The sequence below is a fragment of the Streptomyces sp. NPDC057287 genome, assembly GCF_042667905.1.
Lineage (GTDB): Bacteria > Actinomycetota > Actinomycetes > Streptomycetales > Streptomycetaceae > Streptomyces.
The window spans coordinates 90,764-103,530 of record NZ_JBHUYV010000021.1 but is presented as its reverse complement, the minus strand read 5'-3'; the positions used below and the strand labels follow the sequence as shown (position 1 = coordinate 103,530).

Below are 12,767 nucleotides of genomic sequence, written 5' to 3'. Positions count from 1 at the left end.
GGCCGGTCATGTGACAGAGCTGGACGGAGACGGTGGTATTTCCTGCTTGCTGAGGGGTCACAGGTATGCCGACTCCACCCAGCCTGTGAATTGGCCGCCTACTTGACCGGCGAGCCAATGGACAGGGGAGATCTGGTCACCGTCCCGGTCCCGGGCGTGCACGTGGATGGTGTGGTCCTGAGACGGATCGTTTTGGTAGAGGTCCCGGGAATTCACCGTCAGCGTGAGGTACGCGTACTTCTGCGAGATCGCCTCCAGCCCCGCCTCGGGAACCGCAGGCCACGCGTCCAGATCCCACCGAACAGCTCCGGCATCCGACCCCAGAGCGGCGATGAAGGGCTCAGCGAGGTCCAGCGGACGACCCCAGTCGAACACTCGGATCGGCAGGCAGTCTGCAGGGTTGTCGCCGGCCTCCGACGAGCCGTACTCCTTGCCGGCTGACGCCCACCATTCGAGGTCGGGCAGTACGTGACGTACTTGCGCCAGGACATCCCGCGACCTGATCACGGCTTCGAAGTCGACCTCTCCCTGACCGACGTCCGCGATGTCCAGCAGGGCGCGCACCGCACGTATCGCTTCAGCCAGCTCGGCGGTTGTGAGGACAGCAGCCGCAGCAGAGTTACTCATCCCGGAAGCTTAGGACGGCACCCACAGGCCGGCCCTCGCAGTTGTCAGGACCGGAGCCATATTGCAGGCGCCGAACGCACGTGGGCGGTAGGAGCAGATGCGGGAACTGGCGAAGAGGGTCATCCAGTGCATTCGTCTGCGCCGCTGCCAGGGCGTGCCTTACGTTCAGCGCCACGGCAGCGGTCAGAGCTGGTGGCGCACCCCGGCCTCCTGCTGGGCCTCGGTGAGCTGCTCGCGCAGGTCGCCCTCGATGGACTGGCGGGCCTTGCCTCGGCGGAAGAGCGGCAGCACAGTGCGCTGCTTGCCGTCCTCGACAAGCAGGGCGAGCCCGCCGTAGAGCGCGAAGACTCCGATGCCGAAACCGGTCCAGCCCGCCGCGACCTGGTACGCGTTCCCGAGGCCCGCCTCGTAGAGTCCCGTGAGGGCGAAGCGCACCGCGGTGAGGGTGAGCAGGACGGCGAACAAGGGCTTGGACTGCGCGGCCGCCCCGGCGAGCGCGAGGACGAACGGGACAAGCGCCAGGAGGAAGACGGCCTGTGCAACCACCGGCTTGCCGGGCGGGGAGTCCAAGGACGTCACGCTCGTTCCCGCCCAGGCGGCGCCGAGCAGGAGCAGCGCCGTGCCGGCGCCGGCGTCGCGGGCCATGAACGCGAAGAGCCCGCCGATGAGCTGGAGCGGGACGACGAAGATGAGGACGAGGAGCAGAAGGATGCTGCTCTGCGCGGCCGGCACCCAGCCGACCTGCAGGGAGGACAGGACCGTACTGCCCATGCCGAGGGCGAAGAAGCCCAGCGGCAGCGGGCTGGCAATCGGGCGCAGCACGATGCGCGTCACTGCGTCGGTCTTCAGCGGTTCTGAGGGGCCGTTCGGGCCGGAATCCTGGGGCACCGCGCAAGCGTACGAGTTCTGACCGGGTTGCGGCCACGCGCAACCGCAGGCAGCGCCGGCGTTCGCGTCTTGGTGGCCGGGGCGGGCATGCCGCCGCGGCTGGTGTGCGGCACCGCACATCGCCGAGCGCCTCGCCGGCGCGGACTCGGCCGGCTCCGGACGCGACGAGCTCCGTTCTGATGCACCGCCCGGTTCGGGCCCCGGTACTCGGCGGCCGTGGGGTCGGCCTTCGGAAGGGCCGAGGCGCCCTTGATGCTGCCGAGGACGATGAGGGGGAGGCGCTCCAGCCGGTAGCGGCGAGTCGGCGCCACCGGACGGCGGTGATGATGTGGAGGCCGAGCACAGTTGCGAGGACAGCGGCGCCAGGCCCGACAATTGGGGGCACGGCCGGTGAGCTGGTGCTGGCCCTGCACGGCCGGATTCCGGTGGACTCCCTGAAGGTCGGCGGCGACCGGCGCCTCTTCGACCAGCTTCCGGCCTGGGATCCGGATGAGCAGGACGTGACGCCACGCCACCTCGCACGCCCCGAGTACGCTGCGGTGCCGGTCACTGGCGACGCCGTTCCTGTGCCGCCCGTGGGCTTGTCAGTTCCGGGCGGCCTCCGACGCGGCTCGAACTGGGCAGCCCTTTCGAACCGGATGAGCGACAAGGGCGGCAGACCGGGCCCATGGACTCAGGACTTGCCGCGCTGCTGGGCGCCGCTGGAACGACCACCCGTGGCCCATCATCTGGACCAGGACCGCCGACGAGATCCTCGACAGGTCGCCGGCCACTGCCGGTGAACCTCTGACCCAGGTCATCAGGCACTGTCCGGCGGATCATGCGACCGGGATGGCACCGATCAGGTCTCGCGAGCCTGACTGCGTCCGGTTGCGAGGCGTTTCTGCCCCTCGGGCACGGGCAGGACCGCCAGTGCGGTATCTGCAACGTTTCGTAGCGTCTCCGGGTTCAGGCCGGCCTTGCCCACCGCTTCGATACCGCGGACCACCGTCAGCAGCAGTGCTGCCAACCGCTCCGGATCCGCAGCGCTATCGATGTCGCCGTGGCGCTGGGCGGCGCTGATCTCCGTCCGCAGCAGGGTCAGCAGAGCCGTCATGGTCTCGGCGGACCGCCCGGCGACCGTCGGATCGTGCTGGGCCAGTTCCGCCACGCCCTTGGCCAACAGGCAGCCGCGGCGCTCGGTGTCGGAGGCGGTGTTCTCCGCCATCAGGTGCACGTATCCCGACAGCCGGGCCAAGGCCTCCGCGTCCGGGGCGCCTGCCAGCCGCCCTTCGGCCACCTCGACGACCGCGGTGCACCAGTCGTCGAACACACGGTGGAACAGCTTGCCCTTGTCGCCGAACGCGCCGTACAGGCTGCCCTTGCCCAGGCCGGTCGCCCGGGCGATGTCGTCCATCCGTGTTCCGGCATAGCCGGTCACCCAGAACTGTTCCCGGGCCAGGCCCAGGACCTGGCGTTCGTCGAATGCGCGTGGTCTCGGCATGGTCTCACCCTAGCCATTCTTGACTCGATCGTCCATTACTGCCTACGTTATGGACGATCCATTCCATAACTCGAGGGGTTCGACATGCCAGGCGCACTGCAGGAGAAGGTGGCCGTGATCACCGGAGGGACCAGCGGGATCGGGCTGGCCATCGCCCACCGTTTCGTCCGGGAGGGCGCTCGGGTCTTCGTGACCGGCCGGGACATCGGCCGCCTCGAAGCGGCAGTCGACGAGATCGGCCCCGCGGCCACCGGCGTACGATCCGACGTCTCGGTCCTGGCCGACCTGGACGCGCTCTACGCGCGAGTCCGCGAGGAGGCCGGACGCATCGACGTGCTGGTGGCCAACGCCGGAGTCGTCGCCGACGCCGCGCTCGGCGCCCACACCGAGGCGAACGTCGACCTGACGCTCGCCGTCAACGTCAAAGGCCCGCTGTTCACCGTTCAGAAGGCCCTTCCGCTGCTGGCGGAGAACGCCTCCGTCCTGGTCATCGGCTCGAGCAACAGCATGCGTCCCAATGAGCAACTCGAGGTCTACAGCGCCTCGAAGGCAGCGGTGACCAACCTCGTGCACAACTGGGCCCGGCAGTCACGGGAGCGCCGATTCCGGGTCAACGTGCTCAGTCCGGGACCGACGCGGACCCCCGGCCTGCTGGGCGCCGCCGGGCCGGACGTCGACCAGTTCGCGGAGGCCGTCGTGCCACTGGGGAGACTGGCCGACGCCGAGGAAATCGCCGAGGCCGCTCTGTTCCTGGCTTCGGACGCCTCGTCATTCGTCACCGGCGCCGAACTCTTCGCGGACGGCGGCTACACCCGGGCCTGAACGACTGGTGCGCATCGCACCTTCACGCCCGACGGGCCGTTCCGGGAATTTCTGCCGTAGGAACAGGTGCGGGGGTACCTCCTGATGGCAGGAGGTACCCCCGCACCACCGCGTCGTCGGGACGCCCCTGTCCGGCTGTTCCCGCCAGGACTGCGACATCACCGGGTCCGCCTTCTTCCGCTCGTCCGGCTGGTGCTCCTCGGGCTCTGCCGCGAGGTCGTCGCCGACACCGTCGACCGGCGCAAGCTGGGGCTGGCCCAAGCCACAGGATCGTCCCTGCCTTCCGTGGTGCTTGCCCCGGTGGGCGTCGCCGGGTCGATCGCGTGGGCCGCTCCACGCGGTGGTTGCCCTCCAGGCCGTCTGCTTCGCCCTCGGCTTCCCGGCCCGCAGCTCGATGATCGCCCGCATGCTCCCTGTCGAACTGCTGTCCGCTGTTCTGGCGGCAAAAGAGGGCGACGGCGAGTCCGGGGAGGCCGGGTGCTTGCGAGGGTCGGCCTTTGCGGCGGTGCCGTTTGCAGGCCCCGCCCCGGTTTGCCGGGTCAGATCTGTTGCGGTCCGGGTGCGGACGGGCCCAGGGCCTGTCGGAGTGCGGCCGGAAGCTGTTCGGACACCTCATCTCCCAGGCGTTCGAACTCCCTCTTCAGCACGGGCGTAGCCAGCCGCGCCACTCCGTGGAACTCGACCTGCGCACGGTAGGTGATCCGGGTGCCCCCTGAATGCGGCTCAAAGTGCAGGTCGTCCGTCGATGTAGCCGTCTTGTTGCGCCCGACGAAGGTGAGCCGGTCGTTGCTCATCTGCGTCAGTTCGTAGCGAAGCTCGGTGCGGCGTCCGCGGAACGAGGAGACGTTCAGCCACTCCGCGCCCACCTCCGGCAGGGCACCGGCGCTGACCGGCCGACAGGTGATGGTGCCGGGGTCCCACTGTTCGGCGTGGGAGAAGTCGGCCATGTAGGCGACGATCTCGTCGCGCGGACGGTCCGAGTGCATGACGCGTTCGACCTTGATCACTACGACTCCTGGAGATCGCATGGTGTTTCGTGCCCGGGCTGGGCACAGCTGTCTCCTTCCCTGTGCGCGATCATCGGACGCAGGTCCTACCGTGCTGACGAGTGGCGGGCGCCTCGCGTCGTGCGGATCATGAGGTTGAGGTTTACGGGTCCGTCTCGGCGCACACGTCCGGGCCGGCCCACCGCGAGACCAGGTCGGCGGAGTGGCGAGGAGCGCTTATGCCCGTTCTCCCGAGTGCGCTCGACGCATTGCGTGAGCGCGCTGGCGAACTCTTGTTCGAGCGTGTAGCCGGTCCGGACGGTCCTCGGAACAGGGATGCGATACACAACACGCCTGGTCCCCGTTGGTTTCCGCTGGACAGCCCGGTGCGCCGCGTTCACGGGGACAGCGCGATGTTCATCGGTGGGCTGTCGGCGCTGCTCCTGCAGTCCCTCCATCCCGTAGCCATGGCTGCGGTGTCCGCTCACTCCGGGTTCAGAGGCGATCCCTGGGGGCGGCTTCAGCGCACCAGCACCTTCCTCGCCACCACGACGTACGGCACGGCTGACAGCGCGCGGTCGGCCTGTGAGCGCGTCAAGGGTGTGCATGCGCGAATCCAAGGCGTAACCGACGAGGGTGTGCCGTACCGTGCCTCCGATCCCCACCTGCTGGAGTGGGTGCATGTAGCCGAGACCGGGAGCTTCCTCTGGGCGCACCAGAGGTTCGGAGTGCGGCCTCTCACGGAGTGTGAATGTTCCCGGTACGTCGCGGAAATGGCGCGCATTGCCGAGGCGTTGGGCGTCGTCTCCCCGCCTCGGTCGGTCCAGGAGCTGGGGGCGCGCCTGGAGGAGTACCGAGCGGAGCTGCGGTGTACGCCACAGGCGCGGGAGACCACACGATATTTGCTACTGCGGCCCCCGGTACCTGTTCTCGCGTTGCCGTTCTATGCAGCCCTGGCGAGTAACGCTGTTGCCCTTCTGCCCCGCTGGGCGACTGCTGAACTGAACCTTCCGCGCTGGGGGGTGGGGGAGCGGTGGGTGTTGGTGCCGAGCGGTCGAGGGGCTACAGGCTTGATCAGATGGGCGATGCGCGGGCCCCGGGAAGGGGTACGGCCCTGAGGGTCGGGGGTGGTGGATGGTCCGGCAGGGGGGGGCTGTCATGTGGCGGTGGCGGGCTCGGTGCGGAGCAGCGCTCGCCCTGCTCGGCGAGCTCCTCGCGATGGTGATCGCGATGGTGCTGAGAGGGGCCGTCCGTGCAGCGTGGTCGCCCAGGATCAGGACACACCGGACACCGCTGTGCGACGCGTTGCCGAGCGCGTCCGGCCTGCTCTCGACGTGGGGCGGTTGTTCCTTCATCATTGCTGTCATGTCCACTACATGGCGAGCGGTCCTCGCCCTGACCACGGCCGCCGCCTCGGCTCTCGTCCCTGTGGGGGTCGCGCACGCCGATCCGACCGTTCCTGAACATGCCGTCATCGTCTGCGACAGCGCCAGCTTCTACGCGAACTATGACAGCTCATCCGGCCCGGCCGGGCTCAAACGGACCCTCTCGCGCGGTGACAAGGTCGGGCACACCAGGGGCGCTCACCCGGTCTACAACGGTTGGGCTGCCACTTTCGATTTCGGACCGAACGACTGGGGCTTCGTGAGGCAGGAATGCCTCGGCGGTTACGGATCCTGGTGAGCCCTCTGAAGCCACGACGGAACGGACGAGTCATGACCCGGATGAGTAAGCTCGCAGCCCTGACTCTGGCCACCGCTGCGGTTCTGATGACGGCAAGCCCTGCGGGCGCGGCCGACGGCACGGTGGGAAAGCGCGAGACCGTCTGCGCCCAGGACCTCTTCGTACGGGTCACCGCTCCCCACGGAGCATGGATGGGCACTCTGTCCCGCGGCCAGACCTTCCTAGTCGAGGAGGGGGGCGGGGACTGGGTCTACGGCTTCGCCTACGGAGACATCAATCGCAGGGGGTGGGTGCAGAACGGCTGGTTCTGCTGAAGCCGCCGTCGCGTCCGTGCGGACGTCGCTGCCGGGCTGTGCAGGGCCGCGACGCACTCGTGTCGCGTGATCCTGTCGAATGCGCCCCTGCTGGACCGCTGCCGGTGCAGCAGGCGCCGCCGCCCAGGTCAGGGAGAACGGCGGCCGGTCCCACCTGCCCGGCGCGCAGGCGTTCCCCGCTGCACGACACCTACGGCTTCCCCATCGACCTCACCCTGGAGATGGCCGCCGAGCCGGGGGGCGACGTCGACGTCGACGTCGAAGGCTTCACCGCGCTCCTGAACGCTGCCCCAGGTGGTGAAGCAGCTCCCAGGGCGGCCGCGGGGGGTGGCTCTGCCCAGGTCGCGGACCCGTAGGAACAGGGAACGGCTGTTGCAGCCGACAGTAGGTGGTCATCGTCTCCGGCTTGTGGCGCACTGTCATTCATTGGGACCATCTCCGCATGTTCGAGTTGCTTCCCGAGAGCGGTCTCCGACTTCCTGGCCGTGCCGGCACCCTGCGCTTGGGCATGGACGAGCGCGCCGCCCAGTGGGCTGTCGCCACCGTCGCGGATGTTCGCGTCGGTTGGGTCTGCGGTGCCCGCTGGGCCTTCACCGCGCAGTACCGGGGTCTGAGGCTCGACGCGTACGGAGACATCACGGACCGCCGGGGCCGGCAGCAGCACACCTCCGGCCTGACCGGCATCGGCCTCACCCGCGATCCCTTCACGGCTACCGGGCCGTCTGCCTGTCCAGTTGTCCTGTGCGGCATCGACCTATTCGGCTACCCGACCGCCGAGGTTTCGGATGCCCTCGGTGACAGCCTGCCCTCGACGCTCCGGCTCAGCGGCGACGGACTGTACTTCACCGCCGTGTCGGTCCACGCGGAAGCCGTACCGGCCGCGATCAGTTAGCAGGAGGTTGCAGACCGGCTGCTCGATGGCACCCGGATGAGCCAGGCGAACGGGCCTGCCGTCGCCCCGCGGGCAGGACGCCGAAGCAGAAGCTGTGTGCCCTGTGACCGGCCGGGCAGTCACCTGACTTTTTTGTTGAACCATCCGAGCGACTGGACGACGGACGCGCCGATGACGAGGATGCCGAGAGGAACGATCGTGAACCAGGTGGCATCGGCTTTCATGGCCGCGAGCAGGGCGATGGCGCCGAGGGCCAGTGCCAGCAGCACAAGCATGCCCAGAAGGACACGAATCTTGGAAACCAACGGAGGACTCTCCAATGTTATGGCGGGCTTTATTGACCGGACAGTGTTCGCTACCCGTTGGACAGCTGGAGACCGTTGCCCAGCAGGGGAGTGAGCAAGCTTCCCGGCGTGACACCACGGCTCCTTCAGGAAGCTCATGGGATGAGTCTCCCGACGCTGCCCTCCCGAGGCGTCAGTAGAACTACGTAATCGAATACGTAGGTGCACCCGTTGGCTGCCCGGGGCGGGGCAGACCGACGGAATGCCCGACACTCGATGGAAGCCGGCTTCTGTCAACGCGGGCTATTTCGCCGATACGGCTGGGCTCAGGGTGATGCGCTTGAGGGCGCGCGAGCGTTCCTTGAGCTCGGCGGCGGTGCGCTCGCCGAGGGCTCGGAGGCCTCTGATCAGGGAGTTCGTGGTGCGGGTGTCGGCATCAAGAGCGCGTTCCGATTTCCCTTTCGGGCGGCGAACCGGAACGTGGATGCCGATGCCAGCATCGAATCAGCCCCTGTCGGCCAGGGTCGGCAGGCCGTCGGCGGCTGCCTTGTACAGCGCGGGCAGGACGTGCTCCCGGGCGGCAGTGATGTCCGGGATGGAGCCCGGCACGACGTCGGAGACCCACAGCGGGGTGGAGTCGGGGGCCGCGAGGAACTGGACGGTGCCGGCGAAGCTCTTGTGATTCTGGCTGCACCACAGATCGTTGCCGTTCTCCCGGGTTCCGGCGAGACGGTCGCTCTCGACGAGCGTGCCGTCCAGGATCACGTGACTCAGTACCGGTTCGCGCAGCTGTCCAACACCTGGTGTAGGTAGGGGGCTTGAGCAGCGAGGACGTCGATGCCCTCGTGGAGGTAGCGGTAACCGGTGGCCTGCGCGACGCCGGCGTCCCTGGCCAGGCAGTGCACGCAGCCATGCTCGCGGAACCAGCGCAGCACCAGGACCGCCTGACGGAATGCGCTCGGCGCCCGTGACCCGCGCGGTGTGCGCAGACGACGCCGGTTTGAGACGAGCAGCCGGGAGAGGTAAACCACTATGCGGCGTGGGACATCAAGCGTGGCAGCATAGGTGACCGACGTGAGCCTCTGGTTGAGCGGACGATCTCGTGGTGAAACTGTCCTACCAGGGACTTCGCGCCCTCTCCTGAAGAGGGATCGCCGTATGTACACGAAGGGTTTCCGTGGGCAGCGAACTGGGTTCCGCAGTAGTCCTGATCACCGGCGTCATGGCGGCAGGGAAGTCCACCGTGGCGGAGTTGCTGGCCGGGCGGCTGCCTCGTGCCGCCCACGTGCGCGGCGACGTCTTCCGGCGGATGGTGGTGTCCGGCCGGGAGGAACTGCTGCCAGAAGAGACCGCCGAGGCCAGAGCCCAACTGGAGCTACGCTACCGGCTGTCCGCGCTGGTGGCTGACGAGTACGCGGACCACGGTTGGACCGCGGTCGTGCAGGACATCGTCCTGGGGGAAGACCTGGACGGGTATGTCGCCAGGGTGCGTACACGACCCCTGTACGTTGTCGTGCTGACACCGTCCACGGCAACCGTGCGGAGTAGAGAAGCCCAGCGGCCGAAGACCGGATACGGCGCCGCTTGGACAGTCGACGCCCTCGACCGGACTCTACGCGAGGAGACGCCGCGTATCGGGCTTTGGCTGGACACGTCGGAGCAAACCCCGGTCCAGACAGTCTCATCTATTCTCGACAACCTCTCCGCCGCCCGAGTACAGGCCGACTGACCGAGGCTGACTGGGTGCTACTTCACCTGAGCGATACGGCTGTTCGGGCTGCCTCGTCATTCTCATAGCTGCGTCTCTGATCGGTGCCGCTGTCACGATCTCGCTCATGGAGAGTTCGTAGAAGGAACCGCTTTGCGCGTGCCCAGATAATCCGTATGCCGGGACTGGGCGCTGCGGCGGAGACGAGATCGAGTGACTTCCCAGGCGTCCGGTTGTCCGTCTCTCTCAGTGGCTGTTGTTGATCTGAACTTGAGGAGTGCTGGTCGGGGCGGGAGTCACCTGAACTCCCGACCCGACCAGCACTCCTCCGCCGTCGTGACCTCCGCGTCCATCACATCGAGCGACAGCATGACCGCGCGCACCGGGTGGACGTCACGTCGCCGAGGTGCCCGGCCGCACGGCGGGGCCAGAGCACCCACAGGCGCGACGCCTGGCATGCCGCCACCACCAGGCGTCCTGGCAGTAGTGCGCAGCTTGTCACCCGAGCGGTGGGAGGCGAGGACGTCCGCAGCGGCCAACCGGCGGCGACTGAAAAAACCGCTGTCCGATCACCGGAGCACGGTGATAGACATCCAGCGTGGAAAAGACTCTTGAGTTCCCTGACCTGTTGCGACTGATCGATGAACGGTCGACCGCTTTCCGCGCCGTGGTCGCGGCCGCGCCCGGTCTCGACGCACAGGTGCCGACCTGCCCCGGGTGGACGCTGTTCGATCTGGTGAAGCACCTGGGTGGGGGAGACCGTTTCTGGGCCGCCATCGTGGGCGCGGGGTCTGCCGACGCTCCCCCGGCCGAGGCCGTCGCTGCGCGCGCCACGCTGGAAGTGCCGCAGGAGCGTGAGGCCCTGCTGGCCTGGCTGGACGCGTCGACGCAACTCTTGCTGGGCGCCCTGCGGGAGGCAGGCCCGGAGAGCGGTTGCTGGACGTGGTGGCCCGCGTCGCAGTCACCGCAGACCGCCGGCGGCACCGCCCGGCACCGGGTCCAGGAGACGGCAGTGCACACCTACGACGCCCAACTCGCCGGGGGCGCCCCGCAGCCGCTGCCGGTCGAGCCGGCACTCGACGGTGTGGAGGAGTTCCTGTTCACCGTCTGCGCAACGCCGAGCGCTTGGCCGCACAAGCCCACGGCCTTCGACTTCCACGCCGCCGAGGGCCGCTCCTGGCGCCTCACCGTCGACGGTGACGGCGCACGTACCACCCGCATCCCCGCGCCCACCGCCGCGACCGGCGAAGACGGGGACGCAGCCGGCGCCTCCGTCCACGGCACAGCCAGCGAGCTGGTCCTCTACCTGTACGACCGGATCCAGGCCGACTCCTTGCACGTTGACGGAGACGCAGGGCTGCTCGACCTGCTCCGCGCCTGGGAGCCGGAGGAGAAGTAGGACGTAGCGGGGGCTGTCGGCCGCGCCTCATGCCGAGGAGACACGACTCCCACCGACAGGTCGGACGCCGAGTGCGGCCCGGGCGGGACTCGGAGCCGGGCGCGGGCGTGATCGACTCGCAGTCGGTCAAAGCGGACGCGGTCGTCGGCCCTGACAGCTGCGGCTTCGATGGGGTGTCGGGGATGACGGGCGTGAGCCCCAGGGTGCCTGGCCGCTTCGGCTGGTAGGGCCGCCGTCGGCGGAGGGCGGGCACGCGCAGGAGTTTCGCGAGCCGGGGCACCTTGGTGAAGCGGCCGGTGTGGTTAGGCGCCGGCGACCGCGCCGGAGCGCGAGTGGCAGGGTGAGCCTGGTGCTGCGTGACAGCGTGAGCAGAGGTTGCGCTCGGCGTCGTCCGTTTCGGACATGCGTTCGGTTTGGGCGCCCGTCAGACCTGCATGCTGTCACGCAAATTTCTCAGAACATGCCTGGTTCCACTGCGAGTGAGAACGAGTTGTGACAGTGAATCCGCGATCCCGACTGCCCCCGCCGATCATTTTCGATCTTGATCCGGGAAAGGATCGTTTGTGAGAATCCGACCGTCGCGAGTTCACGGGCTTGAGTCTCCAGCAGGGGGAGACCGGAGGGTGGGGACGTGAACGGCCACACGCTCTACTCGATCGGCGAACTGGCCCGACGGTCTGGAACCTCGGTCAAGACCATCCGGTTCTACTCCGACTGCGGACTCGTACCGCCCGCTGACCGCAGCCCGGCCGGCTACCGCCTCTACGACGACGACGCCGTCGCACGCCTCGATCTTGTGCGAACCCTGCGCGACCTGGGAGTGGACCTATCGGCCATCCGCAAGGTCATGGACCGGGAACTCACGCTGTCGGAGGTTGCCGCAGCACACGCCGACGCGTTGGACGTGCAGATCCGAATCCTGCGGCTGCGGCGTGCAGTGCTGACCGCCGTGGCGAAGCGCAGGGCTACCCCTGAGGAGACACATCTGATGCACAAACTGGCCAAGCTCTCCGAAGTCGAACGCCGACAGCTGGTCGGCGATTTCCTCGACGCCGTGTTCGGCGGTGCGGGTACCGGCTCCACGTTTACGGGAATCATGCGCTCGATGACTCCGGAACTGCCGGACAACCCCGATACGGAGCAGGTCCAGGCGTGGGTGGAACTGGCCGAGCTGTCCCAGGACCCAGACTTTCGCGCCCTCGTGCGGCAGATGGTCCAGGAGCAGACGGCCGGGTACATCCAGGGCAGTCCACCCACGCTGAACAGCGACTTGGCTGCGATTGTCCGTGATCAGATCTCGCCGGTGGTGGCAGCGGGTGTCGAACCAGCGGCGCTCCGGGCCGATCCGATTGTCGCGGTCCTCATGACCCGCTGCGCACATCTTCTCGACTGCTGTGACGACGCCGAGTCGCGGCGGCAGTTCCTGGCCCGGCTGGAGCGCATGAACGACCCTCGCAGAGAGCGGTACTTCTCGCTGCTTGCGGTGATCAATGGCTGGCCGGCCCCGGAGAGCCTGCGGCCGGTGCTCGACTGGGCCGTCCGTGCTCTGCAGGCTCGGACTCAGGGATGACGGGTCGGCTGCGGAGCGGGATGGACCGGCTGTCGCCGAGGTGAGATCCAGGCCCTGCTGCACATCATCCGGCAGGGCGTGAACCCCTGGGTAGGAGCGGACGCATGGAAC

Annotated in this window: 16 protein-coding genes; 9 read left to right on the top strand and 7 right to left on the bottom strand. The window is 68.2% G+C overall.

The window, feature by feature from the left end; all coding sequences use genetic code 11:
* Positions 1-57 precede the first annotated feature (57 nt).
* The 3 genes from ACFUNE_RS31815 to ACFUNE_RS31805 form a co-directional block, all read right to left on the bottom strand.
* The gene (locus ACFUNE_RS31815) at positions 58-627 is read right to left on the bottom strand and encodes a hypothetical protein (RefSeq protein WP_383575176.1); all 570 of its coding nucleotides are present in this window, start codon (positions 625-627) and stop codon (positions 58-60) included.
* A gap of 183 nt (positions 628-810) precedes the next feature.
* The gene (locus ACFUNE_RS31810) at positions 811-1,515 is read right to left on the bottom strand and encodes a GPR1/FUN34/YaaH family transporter (RefSeq protein WP_383575174.1); all 705 of its coding nucleotides are present in this window, start codon (positions 1,513-1,515) and stop codon (positions 811-813) included.
* Positions 1,516-2,356: 841 nt separating this feature from the next.
* Entirely contained in the window at positions 2,357-2,998 is a 642-nt protein-coding gene (locus ACFUNE_RS31805; RefSeq protein WP_383575172.1) for a TetR/AcrR family transcriptional regulator, read from the bottom strand.
* A gap of 84 nt (positions 2,999-3,082) precedes the next feature.
* Here ACFUNE_RS31805 and ACFUNE_RS31800 point away from each other — a divergent pair, with 84 nt between their 5' ends.
* On the top strand, positions 3,083-3,820 hold the full coding sequence (locus tag ACFUNE_RS31800; protein WP_383575170.1) for an SDR family NAD(P)-dependent oxidoreductase: 738 nt from the start codon (positions 3,083-3,085) through the stop codon (positions 3,818-3,820).
* Positions 3,821-4,359: 539 nt separating this feature from the next.
* Here the strand turns inward: ACFUNE_RS31800 and ACFUNE_RS31795 are convergent.
* Positions 4,360-4,827: an SRPBCC family protein gene (locus tag ACFUNE_RS31795; protein ID WP_383575169.1), complete on the bottom strand. Its 468-nt coding sequence runs from the start codon at positions 4,825-4,827 to the stop codon at positions 4,360-4,362.
* A 218-nt stretch (positions 4,828-5,045) separates the two neighbouring features.
* Here ACFUNE_RS31795 and ACFUNE_RS31790 point away from each other — a divergent pair, with 218 nt between their 5' ends.
* The 5 genes from ACFUNE_RS31790 (at position 5,046) to ACFUNE_RS31770 (ending at position 7,695) form a co-directional block, all read left to right on the top strand.
* Entirely contained in the window at positions 5,046-5,924 is an 879-nt protein-coding gene (locus tag ACFUNE_RS31790) for an oxygenase MpaB family protein (RefSeq protein WP_383575167.1), read from the top strand.
* 100 nt (positions 5,925-6,024) lie between these two features.
* A complete protein-coding gene (locus ACFUNE_RS31785; protein WP_383575165.1) occupies positions 6,025-6,489 on the top strand; it encodes a hypothetical protein in 465 nt (154 codons plus the stop codon).
* A 41-nt stretch (positions 6,490-6,530) separates the two neighbouring features.
* Positions 6,531-6,803: a hypothetical protein gene (locus ACFUNE_RS31780; protein ID WP_383575163.1), complete on the top strand. Its 273-nt coding sequence runs from the start codon at positions 6,531-6,533 to the stop codon at positions 6,801-6,803.
* 104 nt (positions 6,804-6,907) lie between these two features.
* On the top strand, positions 6,908-7,159 hold the full coding sequence (locus tag ACFUNE_RS31775) for a hypothetical protein (protein WP_383575161.1): 252 nt from the start codon (positions 6,908-6,910) through the stop codon (positions 7,157-7,159).
* 86 nt (positions 7,160-7,245) lie between these two features.
* Positions 7,246-7,695: a hypothetical protein gene (locus ACFUNE_RS31770; protein WP_383575159.1), complete on the top strand. Its 450-nt coding sequence runs from the start codon at positions 7,246-7,248 to the stop codon at positions 7,693-7,695.
* A gap of 119 nt (positions 7,696-7,814) precedes the next feature.
* On the opposite strand, the gene ACFUNE_RS31765 is transcribed toward ACFUNE_RS31770, so the two are convergent.
* From ACFUNE_RS31765 to ACFUNE_RS31755, 3 genes are all read right to left on the bottom strand, one after another.
* Positions 7,815-8,000: a hypothetical protein gene (locus tag ACFUNE_RS31765; protein WP_383575157.1), complete on the bottom strand. Its 186-nt coding sequence runs from the start codon at positions 7,998-8,000 to the stop codon at positions 7,815-7,817.
* 483 nt (positions 8,001-8,483) lie between these two features.
* On the bottom strand, positions 8,484-8,744 hold the full coding sequence (locus ACFUNE_RS31760; RefSeq protein ID WP_383575155.1) for a transposase family protein: 261 nt from the start codon (positions 8,742-8,744) through the stop codon (positions 8,484-8,486).
* Between the two features lie 5 nt (positions 8,745-8,749).
* Positions 8,750-8,914 carry a hypothetical protein gene (locus ACFUNE_RS31755; RefSeq protein WP_383575153.1) on the bottom strand — a complete coding sequence of 55 codons (165 nt, stop codon included), beginning with the start codon at positions 8,912-8,914 and terminating at the stop codon, positions 8,750-8,752.
* 242 nt (positions 8,915-9,156) lie between these two features.
* Here ACFUNE_RS31755 and ACFUNE_RS31750 point away from each other — a divergent pair, with 242 nt between their 5' ends.
* The 3 genes from ACFUNE_RS31750 (at position 9,157) to ACFUNE_RS31740 (ending at position 12,656) form a co-directional block, all read left to right on the top strand.
* The gene (locus ACFUNE_RS31750; protein ID WP_383575151.1) at positions 9,157-9,708 is read left to right on the top strand and encodes an AAA family ATPase; all 552 of its coding nucleotides are present in this window, start codon (positions 9,157-9,159) and stop codon (positions 9,706-9,708) included.
* Positions 9,709-10,285: 577 nt separating this feature from the next.
* Positions 10,286-11,086, top strand: coding sequence for a maleylpyruvate isomerase family mycothiol-dependent enzyme (locus tag ACFUNE_RS31745; RefSeq protein ID WP_383575149.1), 801 nt, complete (start codon positions 10,286-10,288; stop codon positions 11,084-11,086).
* Between the two features lie 631 nt (positions 11,087-11,717).
* Positions 11,718-12,656 (top strand): MerR family transcriptional regulator, encoded by a 939-nt coding sequence (locus tag ACFUNE_RS31740; protein WP_383575147.1) that lies wholly within the window; start codon positions 11,718-11,720, stop codon positions 12,654-12,656.
* The last annotated feature ends 111 nt before the right edge of the window (positions 12,657-12,767 follow it).

Excerpts from the sequence above, each read along its gene's own strand:
- ACFUNE_RS31815 (WP_383575176.1), bottom strand. The coding sequence starts at position 627 with ATGAGTAACTCTGCTGCGGCTGCTGTCCTCACAACCGCCGAGCTGGCT.
- ACFUNE_RS31805 (WP_383575172.1), bottom strand. The coding sequence starts at position 2,998 with ATGCCGAGACCACGCGCATTCGACGAACGCCAGGTCCTGGGCCTGGCC.
- ACFUNE_RS31800 (WP_383575170.1), top strand. The coding sequence starts at position 3,083 with ATGCCAGGCGCACTGCAGGAGAAGGTGGCCGTGATCACCGGAGGGACC.
- ACFUNE_RS31790 (WP_383575167.1), top strand. The coding sequence starts at position 5,046 with ATGCCCGTTCTCCCGAGTGCGCTCGACGCATTGCGTGAGCGCGCTGGC.
- ACFUNE_RS31785 (WP_383575165.1), top strand. The coding sequence starts at position 6,025 with ATGGTGATCGCGATGGTGCTGAGAGGGGCCGTCCGTGCAGCGTGGTCG.
- ACFUNE_RS31780 (WP_383575163.1), top strand. The coding sequence starts at position 6,531 with ATGAGTAAGCTCGCAGCCCTGACTCTGGCCACCGCTGCGGTTCTGATG.
- ACFUNE_RS31770 (WP_383575159.1), top strand. The coding sequence starts at position 7,246 with ATGTTCGAGTTGCTTCCCGAGAGCGGTCTCCGACTTCCTGGCCGTGCC.